The following is a 15,845-nucleotide window of genomic DNA, read 5'->3' as shown; positions in this document are numbered from 1 at the left end:
GCTGGAATCCTGACAAGCCGGCGTCACTCGAACGAGTGGCCCGAGGGCCACTATGTGCAAGAATCGGGCCATGACCCACCGAGTCGTGGTCTTGGCCCTGGACGGGGTGGTGGCGTTCGACCTGAGCATCGCGTCCCGGGTGTTCACCTCGGCCTCGCTGGCCGCCGGCCGGCCGCTGTACGAGACGCTGACCTGCACGGTCGACGGCGGGCCGGTGCGCACCACCGCCGGCTTCAGCCTGCTGCCCGACCATGGCCCGGAGATCATCGCCACCGCCGACACCCTGGTCATCCCCGGCCCGTACGAGGGGCCGCTGATGGAGAGCGCGGTCCTCGACCCACGGGTGGCCGAGGCGCTGGCGATGGCCCCGAAGGACGTCCGCTGGGTGTCGATCTGCACCGGGGCGTTCGTGCTCGCGGCCGCCGGGATGCTGGACGGCCGCGAGGCCACCACCCATTGGTGTCACGCCGACGAGTTGGCCGCGATGCACCCGCGGGTCCGCGTGACCCCGGATGTGCTGTTCGTCGACGACGGCCAGGTGCTGACCTCGGCCGGCGCGGCGGCGGGCATCGACCTGTGCCTGCACATCGTGCGCACCGATCACGGCGCGGAGGTCGCCAACCACGCGGCCCGGCGGGTGGTGGTGCCGGCGTGGCGGGACGGCGGCCAGCGGCAGTTCATCGAGCGGCCGGTGCCGGAGGTGACCGACGCCGGCACGTCGGCCACCCGGCAGTGGATGGTGGAGCACCTGGACCAGCCCGTGGACCTGCGCCGGCTGGCTGCGCACGCCCGGATGAGCGTGCGCACCTTCACCCGGCGGTTCCGGGAGGAGACCGGCCTGAGCCCGGGCCAGTGGCTGCTGCGGGAACGGGTCGAGCGGGCCCGGCACCTGCTGGAGTCGACCGATCTCTCGGTGGAGCGCATCGCCCGCGACGCCGGCTTCGGCACCACAGCCTCGCTGCGCCAGCACCTCAACGCCGCGGTCGGCGTCGCCCCGCTGGCCTACCGCCGCAACTTCACCTGCCGCGCCCCCTCACCCGCCCCCACGTCATGAAGGGGCCCTTCCTGACGCCGAGAGAAGCCGGCTCGGCGGGGATCACTTGTAGGCGTCCTGGCCTACCGGGCGGATGACGATCTCGTTGACGTCCACAGTGGACGGCTGGGCCAGCGCGTAGAGGACGGCCCGGGCGACGTCGGCCGGCTCGAGTTTGGGGTCGCCGCGGCGGTCGGCCGGGATGGCGTCGGTGTCGACCAGTCCGGGTTGGATGATCGTGACCCGCACGCCGGTGCCGACGCATTCGGCCCGGATGGCCTGGGCCAGGCCGGTGACGGCCCACTTGGTGGCCGAGTAGAGGCTGCCGGGACGGACTCCCCGGCCCGAGGCCGAGCCGGTGAGCACGAGGTGGCCGCCGCTGCGGACCAGGGCGGGCAGGGCGGCGCGGGCGGTGTAGGCCGGGCCGCACACGTTGGTGACGACCATGTCCCGCCACAGCTGCGGATCCTCGCCGGAGCGGCCGAGGAACGAGGTGCCGACGCTGCTGCCGGCGTTGGCGAAGACGGCGTCGATTCGCCCGAACGTGTCCTCGGTTTTGGCCACGACCGCGCTGATCTGGTCCCAGTCGCCGACGTCACACGGCAGCGTCAGCACCCGGTCCTGCTGGCCGAGTTCGGCGGCGAACGCGGCCAGCCGATCGACGCCGCGGGCGGTCAGGACCAGGCGATATCCGGCCCGGGCGGCGGCGACCGCGGTGGCGGCGCCGAGCCCGCTGGAGCCGCCGGTGATCAGCAGCACTGGATCGTTCATGAACGCCACCATAGGGGTCACAGCCCTGGCGAAATTACCCCCAGGGGGTATGCTCGCCGCATGTTCATCGTGGATGCGTTGGCCATGGCTGGCTCCATGACCTGGGAGATCCTCTGGGCGCTGATCCTCGGCTTCGGCTTGTCGGCGGTGGTGCAGGCGTCGGTTCGTCGGTCCACAGTGGTCAGACTGCTTGGCGACGACTCGCCCCGCTCGCTGGCCATCGCCGCGGGCCTGGGCGCGGCGTCCTCGTCCTGCTCGTACGCCGCCGTGGCGCTGGCCCGGGCGTTGTTCCGCAAGGGCGCGAACTTCACCGCGGCCATGGCCTTCGAGATCGCCTCCACCAACCTGGTGGTGGAGCTCGGCGTCATCCTGGCCCTGCTGCTGGGCTGGCAGTTCACCGTGGCCGAGTTCGTCGGCGGTCCGATCATGATCGTGCTGCTCGCCCTGCTGTTCCGGCTTTTCCTGCGCTCACAGCTGGTGGGCAAGGCCCGCGAGCAGGCCGACAAGGGCCTGGCCGGCTCGATGGAGGGGCACGCGGCCATGGACATGTCGGTCGGTGGGCGCAAGCTGTTGTCCCGTCAGGGTTTCACCGCCGTCTCGCACGTGTTCGTGATGGAGTGGGCGGCCATCCTGCGGGACCTGGTGCTCGGCCTGCTGATCGCCGGCGCGGTCGCCGCCTGGGTGCCCGACGCCTTCTGGCGCGGCTTCTTCCTGTCCGACAACCCCGTGCTCAGCGCGATCTGGGGCCCGATCGTCGGGCCGATCGTGGCCATCCTCAGCTTCGTCTGCTCCATCGGCAACGTGCCGCTGGCCGCGGTGCTGTGGACCGGCGGCATCAGCTTCGGCGGCGTGGTCGCGTTCGTCTTCGCCGACCTGATGATCCTGCCGATCCTCAACATCTACCGCAAGTACTACGGAACCCGCATGGCGCTGTTCGTGTTCGGCGCCTTCTTCGCCGCCACGGTCGGGGCCGGCTACCTGGTCGAGCTGATCTTCGGCGTCACCGGCCTGACCCCCACCGACCGCTCGGCCCGGATCGTCGAGGCCGGCATCACCTGGAACTACACGACCTGGCTCAACATCGTGTTCATCCTGCTGGGCGCGGCCATGGTGATCCGCTTCTTCCGCAGCGGCGGAAGGGAAATGCTGCGGATGATGGGCGGCGCGCCCGACCCCGACGACCACGCCGCCCATCACCACTCGGCCTAGCTCCCGATGACAGGAAAGGCCCACCCAGCGCCAGTATCGGACCTTTCCTGTCATCGCTTGGCGGGTCAGGTCACGGTGCGGAGTCGGCGTAGCTGGCGGACCGCGGTCGGGATGCCGGCCTGCATGCCGGAAAGGACGCTCACGGCCAGCGACCGGGACTGCCCGGATCCGACCGGGCCGTCGGCGGGGGGCGCGTCCAGGGCGAGAGCAGGGTGTGACTTTCGTCGCCCGGGAATTGCGACAAGTCGCCGGGGCGTTGCATCAAGACGTGACCGATGCCCGCAGCGTGCCCCTGTCCGTGCTCGACCTCGCCCCGGTGGGGCAGGGCTCGACCAGCGCGGAGGCGCTGCAGAACACTCTCGACCTGGCGCGCCACGTCGAGCGGCTGGGCTATCACCGGTATTGGCTGGCCGAGCACCACAACATGCCCGGGGTGGCCAGCTCCGCGCCGGCGGTGCTGATCGGGCACGTGGCCGCGGCAACTGAGCGGATCCGGGTGGGCTCCGGCGGCGTGATGCTGCCCAACCACCCGCCGCTGGTGGTCGCCGAGCAGTTCGGCACGCTGGAGGCGTTCCACCCGGGCCGCATCGACCTGGGCATCGGCCGCGCGCCCGGCACGGACGGCGTGACGGCGCAGGCGCTGCGCCGCAGCACGGCGCCGCTGTCGGCCGACGACTTTCCGCAGCAGCTGGCCGAACTGCTGCACTACTTCGAGCAGCCGACGCCGGACCAGAAGGTCATCGCGGTGAACGCCCCCGGCAACAAGCCGCCGCTGTGGCTGCTGGGGTCCTCCGGCTACAGCGCGCAGGTGGCCGGGCTGATGGGCATCCCGTTCGCCTTCGCCCACCACTTCAGCGCCGAGAACACGCTGCCGGCGCTGGCTCTCTACCGCGAAGCCTTCCGGCCGTCGGCGGTGCTGGACAAGCCGTACGCCATGGTTGCCGCGGCCGTTGTCGCGGCCGATGACGACGAGCACGCCCGCTACCTGGCCGGCCCCAGCGGCCTGTCGTTCCTGAAGCTGCGCAGCGGCCGGCCGGGGCTGTTCCCCTCGCCGGCGGAGGCGGCCGCCTACCCGTACACCGACCTGGAGCGGCTGTTCGTGGAGGACCGGCTGTCCTCGATGATCGTCGGTGGGCCGGAGACGGTGGCCAAGGGCGTGGCCGACCTGGTGGAGCGGACCCAGGCCGACGAGCTGATGGTCACCACGATGGTGCACGACCACCAGGACCGGCTGCGTTCTTACGAATTGCTGACAAAGGCCGTTCGCGGTTCGTAAGCACCCATTGTCTTGTGGGCGCCACCGGGGCGCGATGGAATTCTTCCATGGCGATTTCGGTGGCGCACACGCCACATGAAGTTCAGACGTCCACCCAAGGCGTCCGCTGGCTCGTCACCGCCGTGCGGGTGATCACCGGAATGCTCTGGGTGCAGAACGTCTCGTGGAAAACACCGCGACTGCCGGACTACGGCGGCCTGCGGATGTGGACGCAGGACGCGGTCGACCACCCGGTCCTGGCGCCGTACTCCTTCCTGGTCCAGCACGTGGTGCTGCCCGGTTTCCCCCTGTTCGGGGCGCTCGCCCTTGCCGCCGAGATCCTGCTCGGCGCATTCCTGGTCGTCGGGCTGGCCACCCGGTTCTGGGCCGTGGTCGGAATCGCCCAGACCCTGGTGATCACCTTGTCCGCGCTGTACGTGCCGGGCGAATGGTTCTGGTCCTACGCGCTGATGTTCGTCGCCCATTTCGCGGTGCTGGCCACCGCCGCCGGCCGATTCGGCGGCGTCGACGCCGTGCTGCGCCCCCGCTGGGCCGCCCGCGGCGACCGACTCGGCCGCTTCCTGCTGCTGGCCTCCTGAACCGGTCGAATTCCCTTCGCGTAAACCTTGGAGTGGTCATGAAACTCGCCGTCGGTTTCGGCGTCGGCCTCGCGCTGGCCACGCTGCTGGCGATCCCGCAGGGGCTGCCGTGGCACATGATCGGCCTCGGCGTTCCCGGCTACCTGGTGGTGCTCGCGCTGGCCGCGGCGGCGGTCACCGGCGGCTGGCACGAGCGGCGCTCGCTGGTGCTGATCGCCGGGGTCGGGCTGCTGGTGGCGGCGCTGTTCCAACTGTTCGAGCTGGTGATCGGCGGCCAGAACACGTTGGGCGGCGACCTGTCCACGGTGTCGCTGCTGCTGGGCGTGGGCATCGGCCTGACGGCCATCGGGGCGCCCAGGACTTCGACGGAGCCGCAGAGCTGATGGAACAGCTGGGCTGGGGAGCGGTGGCCGGCCTGGCGGCCGCGCTGCCGGTCGGGGTGCTGATGGCCACGCAACACATGGTCACAGCGTTCCCGGGTTGGCTGGCGTACGCGGCGTACGCGGTGATCATCGGGCTGGTGCTGGCGGCGGTGACGCGCGGCACGAAGCAGGGCCTGGCGATGACGGCGTCGGCCGGGGTGTTGCTGGGCACGTTGGGCTGGCTGGTGTTCTCGCTGACGCTGGCCCCGCTGGCCCAGGCAGCGCTGCCGACCTGGTCCGCCGCGGCGGCCGCGACGACGTACCCGCAGCTGGTCGGCAACGTCCTGCACGGCGCGCTGACCGGGCTGCTGCTGCATTTCGTCGCCGGCGCGTGGGCGATGAAGGACCGCACCAAGCGCGTGCCGGCGGCGCGGACCAAGGTTGTGGTGGTGGGCGGCGGATTCGGCGGCGTGAGCGCGGCGCAGCGGTTCGAACGGCTGGTGCTGCGCGGGGCGAAGCTGGACGTGACGCTGGTCAGCGACTCCAACTTCCTTTTGTTCACACCGATGTTGGCCGAGGTGGCGTCGGGGGCGCTGGAGCCGGCGCACATCAGCGCGCCGATCCGATCGGCCGCCGCCCACACGACGTTCCTGTACGGCCGGGTGGACCGGGTCGATCCGATCGTGCGCGATGTCGTGCTGGAATCCGGGGAAGTCCTGAAATACGACCATCTTGTGCTGGCCATGGGCTCGGCGCCGCACACGTTCGGACTGCCGGGCATCACCGACCACGCGTTCCCGCTCAAGACGTTGGCCGAGGCCGTGGCCCTGCGCAACCACGTGCTGCGCATGCTGGAGGCGGCCGATCGGGAGACCGATCCCCGCACCCGCCGCGAACTGCTGACGTTCGTGGTCGCCGGGGCCGGTTTCGCCGGCACCGAGACCATCGCCGAGCTGTTCGACCTGGTGCACGGCGTTTCCCACTACTACCCGGGAATCGCGCCCGAAGAGCCTCGGTTCGTGCTCGTGCACGCCGGCGACCGCATCCTGCCCGAGCTGGGGCCGGAACTGGCGGCGTACTCGATGGAACGCCTACAGGCCAGGGGAATCGAGCACCGGCTGGCCATGCGGGTCACCGAGGCGGCGAAAGACCTGGTGCGGCTGGAGAACGACGAGCTGATCCCGACCCGCACCTTCGTCTGGACCGCCGGCAACAAGCCGGTGTCGTTGCTTGGCGACGGCGTCCTGACCACCGACGCCATGCTGCGGGTCGTCGGGCTGGAGGACGTGTGGGCGGTCGGCGACTGCGCCCGGATCCCCGATCCCTTGCTGGACGGCGCTTTTCACCCGCCGACGGCCCAGCACGCGTTGCGGCAGGGCAAGGCCGTCGCCGACAACGTCGCCGCCGTGGTGGCCGGCCGTTCCCCCGCCGAGTTCCGGTTCCGGGCCATCGGCGTGCTGGTGGCGTTGGGGCATCGGACCGCCGCCGCGGAGATCCGGGGCCGCCGGTTCGCCGGGCTGGTGGCCTGGCTGCTGTGGCGGGGAATCTACCTGTCCAAGCTGCCGGGCGCGGAGAAGCGACTGCGGGTGCTGTTCGACTGGACGCTGGACCTGGTGTTCCCACGGGACATCGTGGTCACGTCGCCGACGCCGCGCCGATCGAAGGTGAGGAGCCGATGACCGACGAGGGGACGATGCGGGCGCGGGAAGCGCTGGGCTCGGGTGCGCTGTCCGGGCTGGCCGGCGGCGCGGTTTTCGCCGCCACCATGGCGATCCAGGGCCAGCTGGCCACCGTGGCGTCGATCGTGCACACCAACAACGTGGTCGCCGGTTTGGCCGTGCACATGGTGATCGCGACCATCCTCGGGGCCGGCTTCGGCGTGCTGATGGCCGCCCGCCGACGGGCCCGGGCCGGCGAGACCGTGTTCTGGGGCCTGATCTACGGCGCGTTCTGGTGGTTCCTTGGCCCGCAGACGTTGTTGCCGCTGCTGTCGGGCAAGCCGGTGGCCTGGGATCTGGCCAGTGCCCAGGCCCTGCTGCCCGAGCTGATGGGGCACCTGCTGTACGGGGCGGTCACCGGCATCGCCTTCGTGGTGCTCCAGCAGGACACCGACCCGTTGTGGCACAAGCCGTCCCGCAACTCCGTCCTCCGTGGACTGATCGCCGGTCTGCTCTTCGGGCTGGCCCTGGGGCTGCCGTGGGAAGGGCTGCTGGCCGGGGCCGGTTACGCGTTGTTGTTCCCGGCCGAGAGCACCGGCCCCGCCCTGGTCCGTGGCACGGTGTACGGCTTCGCCTGGTGGATCTTCGCGGCGCTGACCGTGGAGCCGTTGCTGTTCACCGTGACCCTGGACTGGTCGCAGCCGGCGGCGGCCAAGGACGCCCACCTGCTGCCGGCCTACGTGTTGCTCGGGGCCGGCATCGCGGTGGTGCACACATGGTTGGGACTACTGGGCAAGGTGCTGTTCACCGACGACATCCGCCTGGTGCGGGCGGAAGCGGCCGGCAAGCGCGGGCTGCGGGCCTTGGGCTACGGGGCGCTGTCGGGCATCGCCGGCGGCCTGGTGTTCACCGTGGTGATGGCGATCGTCGGCGAGTTCTCCCTGGTGGCACAGATGGTCGGCTCCCACTCCGCGGTGGTGGGCTTCGTCGTGCACATGGTCGTCGCCCAGCTCCTGGGCGTGTCGTACGCGGTGCTGTTCCGGCGGCGCAGCTTCGACCTGACCTCGGGCATCGGCTGGGGCCTGTCGTACGGCTTCTTCTGGTGGGTGCTGGGCAACCTGACCCTGCTGCCGCTGTTCACCGGCACGCCGATCGACTGGAGCGCCGCCGGCCTGGCCGCCGGATTCCCCTCCCTGGTCGGGCATCTGGCCTACGGGGCCGCGCTCGGGGCCGTCTACCAGCGGCTGGAGGCGCGGGCCAACCCGTGGTGGCAGGCCCGGAGCAAGGCCGCGGCCGAGCGGACCGCGGCCCGGCGTGAGCAGGTCCGCGGCGCGGCCCCGGCGATGTGGGTGTTCACGGTGCTGATCGCGCTGATCATCCCGATGCTGGTCGGCCGGTGAGCTGGTCCCGCAGCGCGAACTTCTGGATCTTGCCGGAGGCGGTCATCGGGAACTCCTCGACGAACCGCCACACCCTGGGCGCCTTGTGCGGCGCGAGTCGCTGCCGCACAAGGCGGAACAGCTCGTCCTCGTCCGGGGCCGGCATGCCCGGCGTCGACTGGACGAACGCGGCGACCTGCTCGCCCCAGGTGCGGTCGGGCACGCCGAGCACGGCCACGTTGGCCACGCCCTGGTGGCTGAGCAGGACTTCCTCGATCTCGCGGGGATAGATGTTCTCGCCGCCGCGGATGATCACGTCCTTGATCCGGCCCTCGATCCGGCAGTAGCCGCGCTCGTCCATGCTGGCCAGGTCGCCGGTGTGCAGCCAGCCGTCCTCGTCGATCGCGGCCGCGGTCTGGGCCGGATCGTCGAAGTAGCCGGCCATCACGTGGTATCCGCGCGTGCACAGCTCGCCCCGCTCGCCAACCGGCAGCGGGTCCGCCCCGTCCGGTCCGACGATCTTGACCTCGGCGCCGGGCAGCGGCCGCCCGAGCGTGGTGGCCCGGTCCTCGGGCGAGTCGTCGAGGCGGGTCATGGTGATGCCCGGAGACGCTTCGGTCTGGGCGTAGATGATCGCCAGCGGCACCTTCAGCGCCGACTCGATCTGCCGGACCAGGTCGGCCGGAACCGTTGCGCCGCCGGAGATCGCGTACCGCACGCAGGACAGGTCGGCGGTGGCGAAGCCGGGATGGCCGAGCGCGCCGAGCAGCATCGTCGGCACCCCGCAGAACTGCGCGGCCCGCTCGGTCTCGACCAGGTTCAGGTACAGCCCCGGTTCGAAGCCGGGCATCAGCACGTGCGTGCCGAGGCTGATCAGCGGGGCCAACGTGCCCTGCACGCAGCCGGCGGTGTGGAACAACGGCATCGGGTTGACGAAGACCTCGCCCGGCCGCATGTCGAACGTGTGCACATAGGACAGTCGCGCGTTGTCGACGATCGCCCCGTGCCGCAACATCGCGCCCTTGGGGCGGCCGGTCGTGCCGGAGGTGTACTGGATCTGCGCGGGGTCGTCGGGCCGCACCACCGGCAGCCGCTCGGTCGGCGAGCCGGAACTCCGCAACGCCACCCAGCCGTCGAGCAGCACGACTTCCCGCAGGGCCGGCAGCTCGTGGCCGAGTTCCATCAGCGTGTCCGGCAGCAGCCGGCCGCGATACACCCGTTGCAGGAAGATGCCCGACACCCGGGACTGCCCGAGGACGTGGCGGAGTTCGCCGGCCCGCAGCGCCGGATTGACCGTGACGAGGGTGAGGCCGGCCAGCCCGGCCGCCAGCTCCAGGATCACCCACTCCGGCGAGTTGCCGGCCCACACGGCGATCCGCTCGCCCGGCACGAACCGGCCAAGCAGCGCCCGGGCGACCTCCTCGGCCTCGACGAGGAGGTCGCTGTAGCGCCAACGCCTTCGCAGCGCCGGATCGGCCACGCCGTCGACCAGCGCCACCGTGTCGGGGGCGGCTTCGGCCGCGGCCCGCAGCGCCGAACCGACGGTGTGCTCGCCCAGCGGCCCCCCGGCCGGCTCGGACCAGTGCGAGGTCACCGGACGCGCCCGTCGATCCACATCGGCTCCTTGGGCGCTTTTCCCTCCAGCCAATAGGAATCCAGGTCCTCGGCGCTCCAGCCGCGCTCGGTGAGGATCTCCTCGTCGGTGACCATCCGGCCGGTGCAGTCGCGGGGCTCGCTGGTCAGGATCTGCATCGCGGCGTCCACGTAGATGTCCGGCCGCCGCCACTGGCTCGGCGCGCCCATCTTGTCCCGGCCCCAGTTGCGGGTGGCCGCCGACTCGATCGGGGCGGCCGGCCACAGGGCGTTGGCGGCGACGTTGTCCTGCCGGTGCTCCTCGGCGATGCCGATCTCCAGCCGGCTCATGCCCATCTTGGTGGTCATGTAGGCGGCCATCCCGGGCGAGGGCATGGTCGTGATGGACGGGCTGTTGGTCAGCAGGTGGCCCCACTGCTGGCGCACCATGTGCGGCAGCGCGTAGTGTGCGGCGAGGAACGCCGCGCGGGCGTTGACCTGCCACATCAGGTCGTAGCGCTTGGGCGGCGTGTCGATGACCCGTTCCCACCACAGCGCGCCGGCGTTGCTGACCATGATGTCCACCCGGCCGAACTCGGTGACGGTCCGGTCGACCAGGTTGGCCATGTCCTCCTCGCGGCGCACGTCGGTGCGCACCGCGATGGCTCGTCCGCCGATGGCGCGGGCCTCCTCGGCGACCGCGTCGATCGTGCCCGGCAGCCGCGGGTCCTCGGTCACGGACTTGCCCGCCACCACCACGTCGGCCCCGGCCGCCGCCAGCGCCAGCACCAGGGCCCGCCCGATGCCCCGGCTGCTGCCGGTCACCACGGCCGCCCGGCCGGTCAGCGTGTCCTTGTAGTCGAACTTCACTGGAACTCCTCGCGCAGCCAGGACAGCTGCGCCTCGAAACCGTCGGTGTTGTTGCGCTCCAAGGCGATGTCGTGCCCCGCGTTCGGCTGGACATGCACCTGGGCGCCGGCCGGGAACAGCGCCGGAACCTGTTGTTCCAGGCCGCTTTCCGTGCACGGCGTGGGATTGCAGATCACGTTGTCGTACTGGCCGAGCACCCGCAGGGTCGGCACGCCGATGCGGGTGGTCAGGCCGGTGGCCTCGGGGATCAGATAGGTGGTCTCCGACAGCGACGCCGTGTCCTTTGTGGACTCATCGGCGGCGATGACCGCCGGGTCGGCGTTCTCGGGGTGGTAGAAGAAGTTGCGCGCCCCGACCCGGGTGGTGACGTAGGTCGGGTCGAGGATCTTGCCCAGGAACCTCGGGTCGGCCGCGGCCGGCCACAGCACCGCCGTCACGCCGGCCAGGCCCAGCACGCTGGGCTGCTGGAACCAGCCGGTGCCTATCACCCCGTCCACGTCGTGGTAGGTGGCGGAGGTCAGGTCGGCGACGAAGGTGCCGTAGGAGTGTCCGGTCAGGACGATCTTGGCGTAGTGCCGCCCGCCCACCCCGCCCACCCCGCCGGCCCGGACGGCTTCGACGACCTGGTGCACGGCCTCGGCGTTGGAGAAGGCGTTGACGGCCACCCCGAGGGCCGGCCGGGTCGAGCGGCCGATGCCCAGCCGGTCGATGGCCAGCGTGTCGTAGCCACGCGCGTTCATGTAGCTCGCGTACGAGTAGAGGCCGCCGAAGCCGGGGAAGTCGAAGTAGGCGTTGGTGTAGGTGATCCCGGGAATGAGGATCTGCAACGGCCGGTCGCCCGGGTCGGCGCTCGCGCAGTAGCGGCCGTGGATGACCCCGGCCGTGACCGGGGTGTCCACGTCGGCGCAGGTGGGGGCGGCGTGGGCCGGCGCAGCCGTGGCGAGCGACAGCACGGCCGCCGCCATGATCACCTTGACCCTCATGAGCACCTCGTTGTCCGCGCGCCGATGCGTCTGAACGAAGACTGGCGGGCGGCATGATCAACGACAATGTTCACCCGGACGGTGTTCGGCTCCCGAATCTTGTCGCCGATGCCAATACACCCGGCCTGACCTGGCCTTATGCGATCGCCGGCGCGCGTCACCCGATCGGTTGGCCGTGGCCCTGGACGTGGCCGGTACCGCTCCCGGCGGCCCTGTCCTTGTTTGCCCGGCCAAGCCGTGCGCCTTACGCTGCGTGGATGCATGCGGGCGACACCCTCGGGCGTCAGCTGACCGAGCAGCTGGACGACATCGTCGAGGTGATGCTCCGCCGTGTCCAGCTGGAGCTGCCGTACTACTCGGCCGGCGGCGTGCCCCCGGAGGTCGTGCGCCGCTCCGCCCACGACAACCTCGTGCCGGTCCTGCACAGCCTGGCCGGCACGACGCCGCTGGACGTGACCATCGCGACCGCGACCGGCACGCGGCGGGCCGAGCAGGACGCCCCGTTGCCCGAGGTGCTGCGGGCGTTCCGCATCGGGTTCGAATGCCTGTGGCAGGAACTCGTGCGCACGGCCCGCACCACCGGCACCGCCAGCGACACGACCCTGGTCGAGCTGTCCACCACGGTCTGGCGGCTGGCCGGCGAGTGCACCGACGCGATCGCCATCGCCTACCGGGCGGCGTCCACGCGGCTCGCGGTCCACCAGGAACACCGCCGGCTGTCCATGCTCGACGCCCTCTTCCAGGGCACCGTCAGCGACCCGACCACGCTGTGGGAGGCCGCCGAGGCGCTGGGCGTGCCGCTGACCGGGCGGTTCCTGATCGTGACCACCGTGTCCGCGCACACCACCGACGAGGTCGACGCCCGGCTGCTGCGGCGCGGCGTCCGCGCGGTCTGGCGCTGGCAGCCGGACGCGCTCACCGGCCTGCTCCACCTCGGCCCCGACGTCGCGGAAACCGCCGTGCTGGCCGATCTCGAGGCGATCGCCACCGCCGACATGGGCGTCAGCGGCCTGTTCGGCCACCTCCGGGACGCGCCCGGCAGCGTGCACGACGCCCGCATCGCCCTGACCACCCTCAGCCACCTCGACCACAAGGTCGTGCAACGCGACACCGCCCCGCTGGCCATGCTGGTCAGCGCCGCCCCGGCCGAGGCCGAGCGGGTGGCCGACTCCGTGCTCGGCGGGGTGCTGGCGCTCAAGCACCACGAGTCGGCGATGCTGGTGCGGACCCTGCGGGTGTGGTGCGCCAACGACGGCTCGCCGGAACGGACCGCGGCCCAGTTGCACTGCCACACCAACACGATCCGCTACCGGCTCAAGCGGATCGAGACCCTCACCGAGCGGTCGCTGCGCCACCCGCACGACCTGGCCGAGATCGTCACCGCCCTCAACGCGCTGCGGGTCGTCGGCCGCTGACCGCCCCAACGGGCAGACCTGCGGTCTCGCGGCCGCGATTGCCGGACAATGACCTCGTGTGACTACCTTTTCGGTGTTCCTGCCGTTCATGCCGGTGCGGCCGGAGAACGTGCTGCCGTTCGCGGAGTTGGTGCGGGACACCGGACTGCACCGGTTGTGGCAGGGGCAGTCGCTGGTCGTGGAGCCGCACCAGGCCTTCGCCTACGCCGCCGGCGCCGGCGTTCGCGTGCCCACCGGATTCGGCGTAACGCTCGCCCCGTTACGGCATCCGCTGGAGGCCGCCCTCCAGGCCCGGTCCCTGGCCCTGACCACCGGCGAGTCCGTCGTCGCCGGCTACGGCGCCGCGGCCGTCTCCTTCCAGCAGGCGCTGGGTGATCGCTACGCCAGCCCCATCACCGCCATGACCGAGTACCTCACCCTCGTCGGTGATCTGGTGGCCGGGCGGCGGGTCGACGTCGACGGCCGCTACTTCCGTTGCCACGCCCAGCTTCCCGCCGTGCAGACGCCTCCGGTCGAGATCGGCGTCGGCGTGCTGCGGCCGTCCGCCGCGCGCCTGGCCGGGACCGTCGCAGAGTCCGCCATCACCTGGCTCACCCCCGCCTCCTACCTGCGGGACGTCATCGTGCCCGCCGCGCACGCCGCCGCCTCCGACGCCGGCCGCAAGGCCCCACGCATCGTCGCCATCGTCCCCGTCGCGCTGGCCTCCCCCGACCGCGACCCCGCCGTCCTGGCCGCCGCCGGCAACTTCGGGCACCTCGCCCTGCCCCACTACCGCGACATGCTCGCCAGGGCCGGCGTCTCCCCCACCCCGCAGTCCCTCGTCGACGGCCGCGCTTTCCTTTACGGCGAGCCGGAATCCCTGCTCGACGGCGTCGCCGAATTCGTCGACGCCGGCGTCGACGAGATCGTCCTGAACGTCACCGGCACCGCCATGGCCGAGTCGCCGCACGCCGCCCTGGCCGAGATGCGCCGGCTGGCCGCCCTCATTCCCGGGTGACCGGGAATTCCTCCCCCTCTCCCCGGGAACCGTTCCCCTTCTGCCCGGGGGCGCACCCGTCGCACGCTGGACTTTCCGACGGGAGGAGTCACACGTGTCCGATGACGAGTTCGCCCTGGACGTCCGCCTCGGCCCGCCCCTGGCCACCTGGCCCGGCGATCCCAGCCCCGGCACCGAGGCCCAGGCGGCCATCACCATCACCCAGACCAGCGATCGCTGCGCCGCGCGGCTCAGCATCACCGTCTTCGGCTGAGGAGCCCGCCATGTTCCGTGACGACTTCGAGCTGGACATCCGTCTCGGCCCGCCCCTGGCCTCCGTCGGCGTCGAGCCCACCAGTCGGACCAGGTTCGCCGCCCCGCAGGCCACCGCCGGCGGCACCAGCCACGCCGCGACGGTCTGGAATCTGCTTCCCACCAACCCAACCACGTCCCTCGCCGCCGTCGACGGGAAGACCGGCATGCCCAGCGCCCTGGCCGACCCATGGCCCATCCCGACCATGCCCACCACCACGAACCAGGAGCCCCCGTCCAGGATGTTCTGACCCAGGAGCGCGCCATGCCTCTCGACGACTTCGAACTCGATGTCCGCTTGGGCGAGCCGCTGACCTCCTTCGCCGGGCGGGAAACCCCGAGCACCCCCTGGCCGGTCATCGACCCGACCTCCATCGGCTCCTACGTCCTGGCCGGAGCGCCCGCCGGGCCGGAGACGGGTGAGCCGAGCGCCCTCGACACCGTTTCCCGGCTCACCACCATCCGTCCCACTCAGGGCGTACCCACCTCCAGGCTGCGCTGACCAGAAGGAGTTGCGTCATGGCCGATGACTTCGATCTCGACATCCGTTTCGGCGGCGACATGTGGGAGGACCTCCTGAGCGAACCGCCCACCCACGGCTGAACCGACGTCGGGGTCGCGCGTCAGTCGAGCTGGGCGGCCAGGTCGGCGGCGCGCGACCCGAGCCGCACGGCCCGGGCGACGAAGGCCGGGAGGTCGGGGTGGCGGGCGGGATCCGCCGCCCACGAGAAGCAGAGCACGGTGCTGGCGGCATCGACGACGGGGATCGCCCGCAGGTCGGCGACGCCGGCGCGGGCGGCGGCGTCGCGGCTGACGAGGACGACGGCCTGCTGCAACAGGACCAGGTCGGCGATGCCGTCGAGCGGCTGGTCGGGGCAGTTGGCCAGAAAGCCGTCGGCGGCCCGGACCTGGGCGGTGGTGAGCCGCGAATGAGCGGCGAGCGGATGGCCGGCGGCGACCAGGGCGACGGTGGGCTGCTCGACCAGTTCGACCGATTCGAGGCCGGCACGGTCGTCGGTCTGACAGGTCAGGGCCAGGTCGGCGGCCCCGGCCCGGACGGCGTCGGCGGGCTGGCGCCCCAGCCGCAACCGGACCTCGGCCCCGGACCAGCCGGCCAGGACCTCGGCCAACAGGCCCGAGCCGGTGGCGGGGCGCACGGCGACCACGAGCGGGCGTTCCCGGTCGGACAGGCGAATCCGGTCCGCGACACCGTCCATTCTGGACAGCAGCGCCCGGGCCTCGGCGGCCAGCAGCTCGCCGGCCGGCGTGAGGGTCACCCGACGGCTGGTGCGGTCGAACAGGACGGCCCCGAGGCGGCGTTCGAGCCGGGCGATGGCCCGGGACAGCGGCGGCTGGGCGATCCCCAGCCGCTCGGCGGCCCGAGTGAAGCTCAGCTCGTCGGCGAGCGCGACGACGTACTCCAGCTCGCGCGTCTCGAAGCGGTCCATGTG

The 15,845-nt window shown here is 71.7% G+C and carries 17 protein-coding genes; 12 read left to right on the top strand and 5 right to left on the bottom strand.

What is annotated here, in order from left to right:
* Window positions 1-70 precede the first annotated feature (70 nt).
* Window positions 71-1,054, top strand: a complete 984-nt coding sequence (locus tag ACIG5F_RS09510; protein WP_396517017.1) for a GlxA family transcriptional regulator — start codon at window positions 71-73, stop codon at window positions 1,052-1,054.
* A gap of 42 nt (window positions 1,055-1,096) precedes the next feature.
* Here the strand turns inward: ACIG5F_RS09510 and ACIG5F_RS09505 are convergent, their stop codons facing one another.
* Window positions 1,097-1,804, bottom strand: a complete 708-nt coding sequence (locus ACIG5F_RS09505; RefSeq protein WP_396517016.1) for an SDR family oxidoreductase — start codon at window positions 1,802-1,804, stop codon at window positions 1,097-1,099.
* Between the two features lie 60 nt (window positions 1,805-1,864).
* Between ACIG5F_RS09505 and ACIG5F_RS09500 the strand changes: the two genes are divergently transcribed.
* The 6 genes from ACIG5F_RS09500 to ACIG5F_RS09475 all read left to right on the top strand — a co-directional run bounded on the left by ACIG5F_RS09500 (window position 1,865) and on the right by ACIG5F_RS09475 (window position 8,287).
* The gene (locus tag ACIG5F_RS09500) at window positions 1,865-3,013 is read left to right on the top strand and encodes a permease (RefSeq protein ID WP_396517015.1); all 1,149 of its coding nucleotides are present in this window, start codon (window positions 1,865-1,867) and stop codon (window positions 3,011-3,013) included.
* A 268-nt stretch (window positions 3,014-3,281) separates the two neighbouring features.
* Window positions 3,282-4,289 (top strand): LLM class flavin-dependent oxidoreductase, encoded by a 1,008-nt coding sequence (locus tag ACIG5F_RS09495; protein ID WP_396517014.1) that lies wholly within the window; start codon window positions 3,282-3,284, stop codon window positions 4,287-4,289.
* A gap of 47 nt (window positions 4,290-4,336) precedes the next feature.
* The gene (locus tag ACIG5F_RS09490; protein WP_396517013.1) at window positions 4,337-4,867 is read left to right on the top strand and encodes a TQO small subunit DoxD; all 531 of its coding nucleotides are present in this window, start codon (window positions 4,337-4,339) and stop codon (window positions 4,865-4,867) included.
* A 38-nt stretch (window positions 4,868-4,905) separates the two neighbouring features.
* Window positions 4,906-5,250, top strand: a complete 345-nt coding sequence (locus ACIG5F_RS09485) for a hypothetical protein (RefSeq protein WP_396517011.1) — start codon at window positions 4,906-4,908, stop codon at window positions 5,248-5,250.
* Window positions 5,250-6,908 (top strand): NAD(P)/FAD-dependent oxidoreductase, encoded by a 1,659-nt coding sequence (locus tag ACIG5F_RS09480; protein WP_396517010.1) that lies wholly within the window; start codon window positions 5,250-5,252, stop codon window positions 6,906-6,908. The genes ACIG5F_RS09485 and ACIG5F_RS09480 overlap by 1 nt, the downstream gene beginning before the upstream one ends.
* The gene (locus ACIG5F_RS09475; protein ID WP_396517009.1) at window positions 6,905-8,287 is read left to right on the top strand and encodes a hypothetical protein; all 1,383 of its coding nucleotides are present in this window, start codon (window positions 6,905-6,907) and stop codon (window positions 8,285-8,287) included. The genes ACIG5F_RS09480 and ACIG5F_RS09475 overlap by 4 nt, the downstream gene beginning before the upstream one ends.
* Here the strand turns inward: ACIG5F_RS09475 and ACIG5F_RS09470 are convergent.
* The 3 genes from ACIG5F_RS09470 to ACIG5F_RS09460 are packed head-to-tail and all read right to left on the bottom strand — an operon-like array spanning window position 8,262 to window position 11,691.
* Window positions 8,262-9,881, bottom strand: a complete 1,620-nt coding sequence (locus ACIG5F_RS09470) for an AMP-binding protein (RefSeq protein ID WP_396517008.1) — start codon at window positions 9,879-9,881, stop codon at window positions 8,262-8,264. The genes ACIG5F_RS09475 and ACIG5F_RS09470 overlap by 26 nt on opposite strands.
* Window positions 9,857-10,708, bottom strand: coding sequence for an SDR family oxidoreductase (locus ACIG5F_RS09465; RefSeq protein WP_396517007.1), 852 nt, complete (start codon window positions 10,706-10,708; stop codon window positions 9,857-9,859). The genes ACIG5F_RS09470 and ACIG5F_RS09465 overlap by 25 nt, the downstream gene beginning before the upstream one ends.
* Entirely contained in the window at window positions 10,705-11,691 is a 987-nt protein-coding gene (locus tag ACIG5F_RS09460) for an alpha/beta hydrolase (protein WP_396517006.1), read from the bottom strand. The genes ACIG5F_RS09465 and ACIG5F_RS09460 overlap by 4 nt, the downstream gene beginning before the upstream one ends.
* 257 nt (window positions 11,692-11,948) lie before the next feature.
* Here ACIG5F_RS09460 and ACIG5F_RS09455 point away from each other — a divergent pair, with 257 nt between their 5' ends.
* From ACIG5F_RS09455 to ACIG5F_RS09435, 5 genes are all read left to right on the top strand, one after another.
* On the top strand, window positions 11,949-13,106 hold the full coding sequence (locus tag ACIG5F_RS09455) for a PucR family transcriptional regulator (RefSeq protein WP_396517005.1): 1,158 nt from the start codon (window positions 11,949-11,951) through the stop codon (window positions 13,104-13,106).
* A 58-nt stretch (window positions 13,107-13,164) separates the two neighbouring features.
* The gene (locus ACIG5F_RS09450) at window positions 13,165-14,103 is read left to right on the top strand and encodes an LLM class flavin-dependent oxidoreductase (RefSeq protein ID WP_396517004.1); all 939 of its coding nucleotides are present in this window, start codon (window positions 13,165-13,167) and stop codon (window positions 14,101-14,103) included.
* A 94-nt stretch (window positions 14,104-14,197) separates the two neighbouring features.
* On the top strand, window positions 14,198-14,356 hold the full coding sequence (locus ACIG5F_RS09445) for a hypothetical protein (protein WP_396517003.1): 159 nt from the start codon (window positions 14,198-14,200) through the stop codon (window positions 14,354-14,356).
* 10 nt (window positions 14,357-14,366) lie between these two features.
* Window positions 14,367-14,645, top strand: a complete 279-nt coding sequence (locus tag ACIG5F_RS09440; RefSeq protein WP_396517002.1) for a hypothetical protein — start codon at window positions 14,367-14,369, stop codon at window positions 14,643-14,645.
* Between the two features lie 14 nt (window positions 14,646-14,659).
* Window positions 14,660-14,896, top strand: coding sequence for a hypothetical protein (locus ACIG5F_RS09435; RefSeq protein WP_396517000.1), 237 nt, complete (start codon window positions 14,660-14,662; stop codon window positions 14,894-14,896).
* A 121-nt stretch (window positions 14,897-15,017) separates the two neighbouring features.
* Here ACIG5F_RS09435 and ACIG5F_RS09430 read toward each other — a convergent pair whose 3' ends face one another.
* On the bottom strand, window positions 15,018-15,842 hold the full coding sequence (locus ACIG5F_RS09430; RefSeq protein WP_396516999.1) for a LysR family transcriptional regulator: 825 nt from the start codon (window positions 15,840-15,842) through the stop codon (window positions 15,018-15,020).
* Between the last annotated feature and the right edge of the window lie 3 nt (window positions 15,843-15,845).

Origin of the sequence: Kutzneria sp. NPDC052558 (assembly GCF_044547355.1) — a bacterium.
Classification (GTDB): domain Bacteria; phylum Actinomycetota; class Actinomycetes; order Mycobacteriales; family Pseudonocardiaceae; genus Kutzneria.
Note: the sequence above shows the minus strand (reverse complement) of the source record. Positions and strands in the feature narration are given on the sequence as shown.

Bases quoted from the DNA above. Each gene is read 5' to 3' on its own strand.
- ACIG5F_RS09460 (WP_396517006.1), bottom strand. From the start codon at position 11,691: ATGAGGGTCAAGGTGATCATGGCGGCGGCCGTGCTGTCGCTCGCCACG.
- ACIG5F_RS09430 (WP_396516999.1), bottom strand. From the start codon at position 15,842: ATGGACCGCTTCGAGACGCGCGAGCTGGAGTACGTCGTCGCGCTCGCC.
- ACIG5F_RS09480 (WP_396517010.1), top strand. From the start codon at position 5,250: ATGGAACAGCTGGGCTGGGGAGCGGTGGCCGGCCTGGCGGCCGCGCTG.
- ACIG5F_RS09435 (WP_396517000.1), top strand. From the start codon at position 14,660: ATGCCTCTCGACGACTTCGAACTCGATGTCCGCTTGGGCGAGCCGCTG.
- ACIG5F_RS09455 (WP_396517005.1), top strand. From the start codon at position 11,949: ATGCATGCGGGCGACACCCTCGGGCGTCAGCTGACCGAGCAGCTGGAC.
- ACIG5F_RS09510 (WP_396517017.1), top strand. From the start codon at position 71: ATGACCCACCGAGTCGTGGTCTTGGCCCTGGACGGGGTGGTGGCGTTC.
- ACIG5F_RS09475 (WP_396517009.1), top strand. From the start codon at position 6,905: ATGACCGACGAGGGGACGATGCGGGCGCGGGAAGCGCTGGGCTCGGGT.
- ACIG5F_RS09485 (WP_396517011.1), top strand. From the start codon at position 4,906: ATGAAACTCGCCGTCGGTTTCGGCGTCGGCCTCGCGCTGGCCACGCTG.
- ACIG5F_RS09440 (WP_396517002.1), top strand. From the start codon at position 14,367: ATGTTCCGTGACGACTTCGAGCTGGACATCCGTCTCGGCCCGCCCCTG.
- ACIG5F_RS09500 (WP_396517015.1), top strand. From the start codon at position 1,865: ATGTTCATCGTGGATGCGTTGGCCATGGCTGGCTCCATGACCTGGGAG.
- ACIG5F_RS09490 (WP_396517013.1), top strand. From the start codon at position 4,337: ATGGCGATTTCGGTGGCGCACACGCCACATGAAGTTCAGACGTCCACC.
- ACIG5F_RS09505 (WP_396517016.1), bottom strand. From the start codon at position 1,804: ATGAACGATCCAGTGCTGCTGATCACCGGCGGCTCCAGCGGGCTCGGC.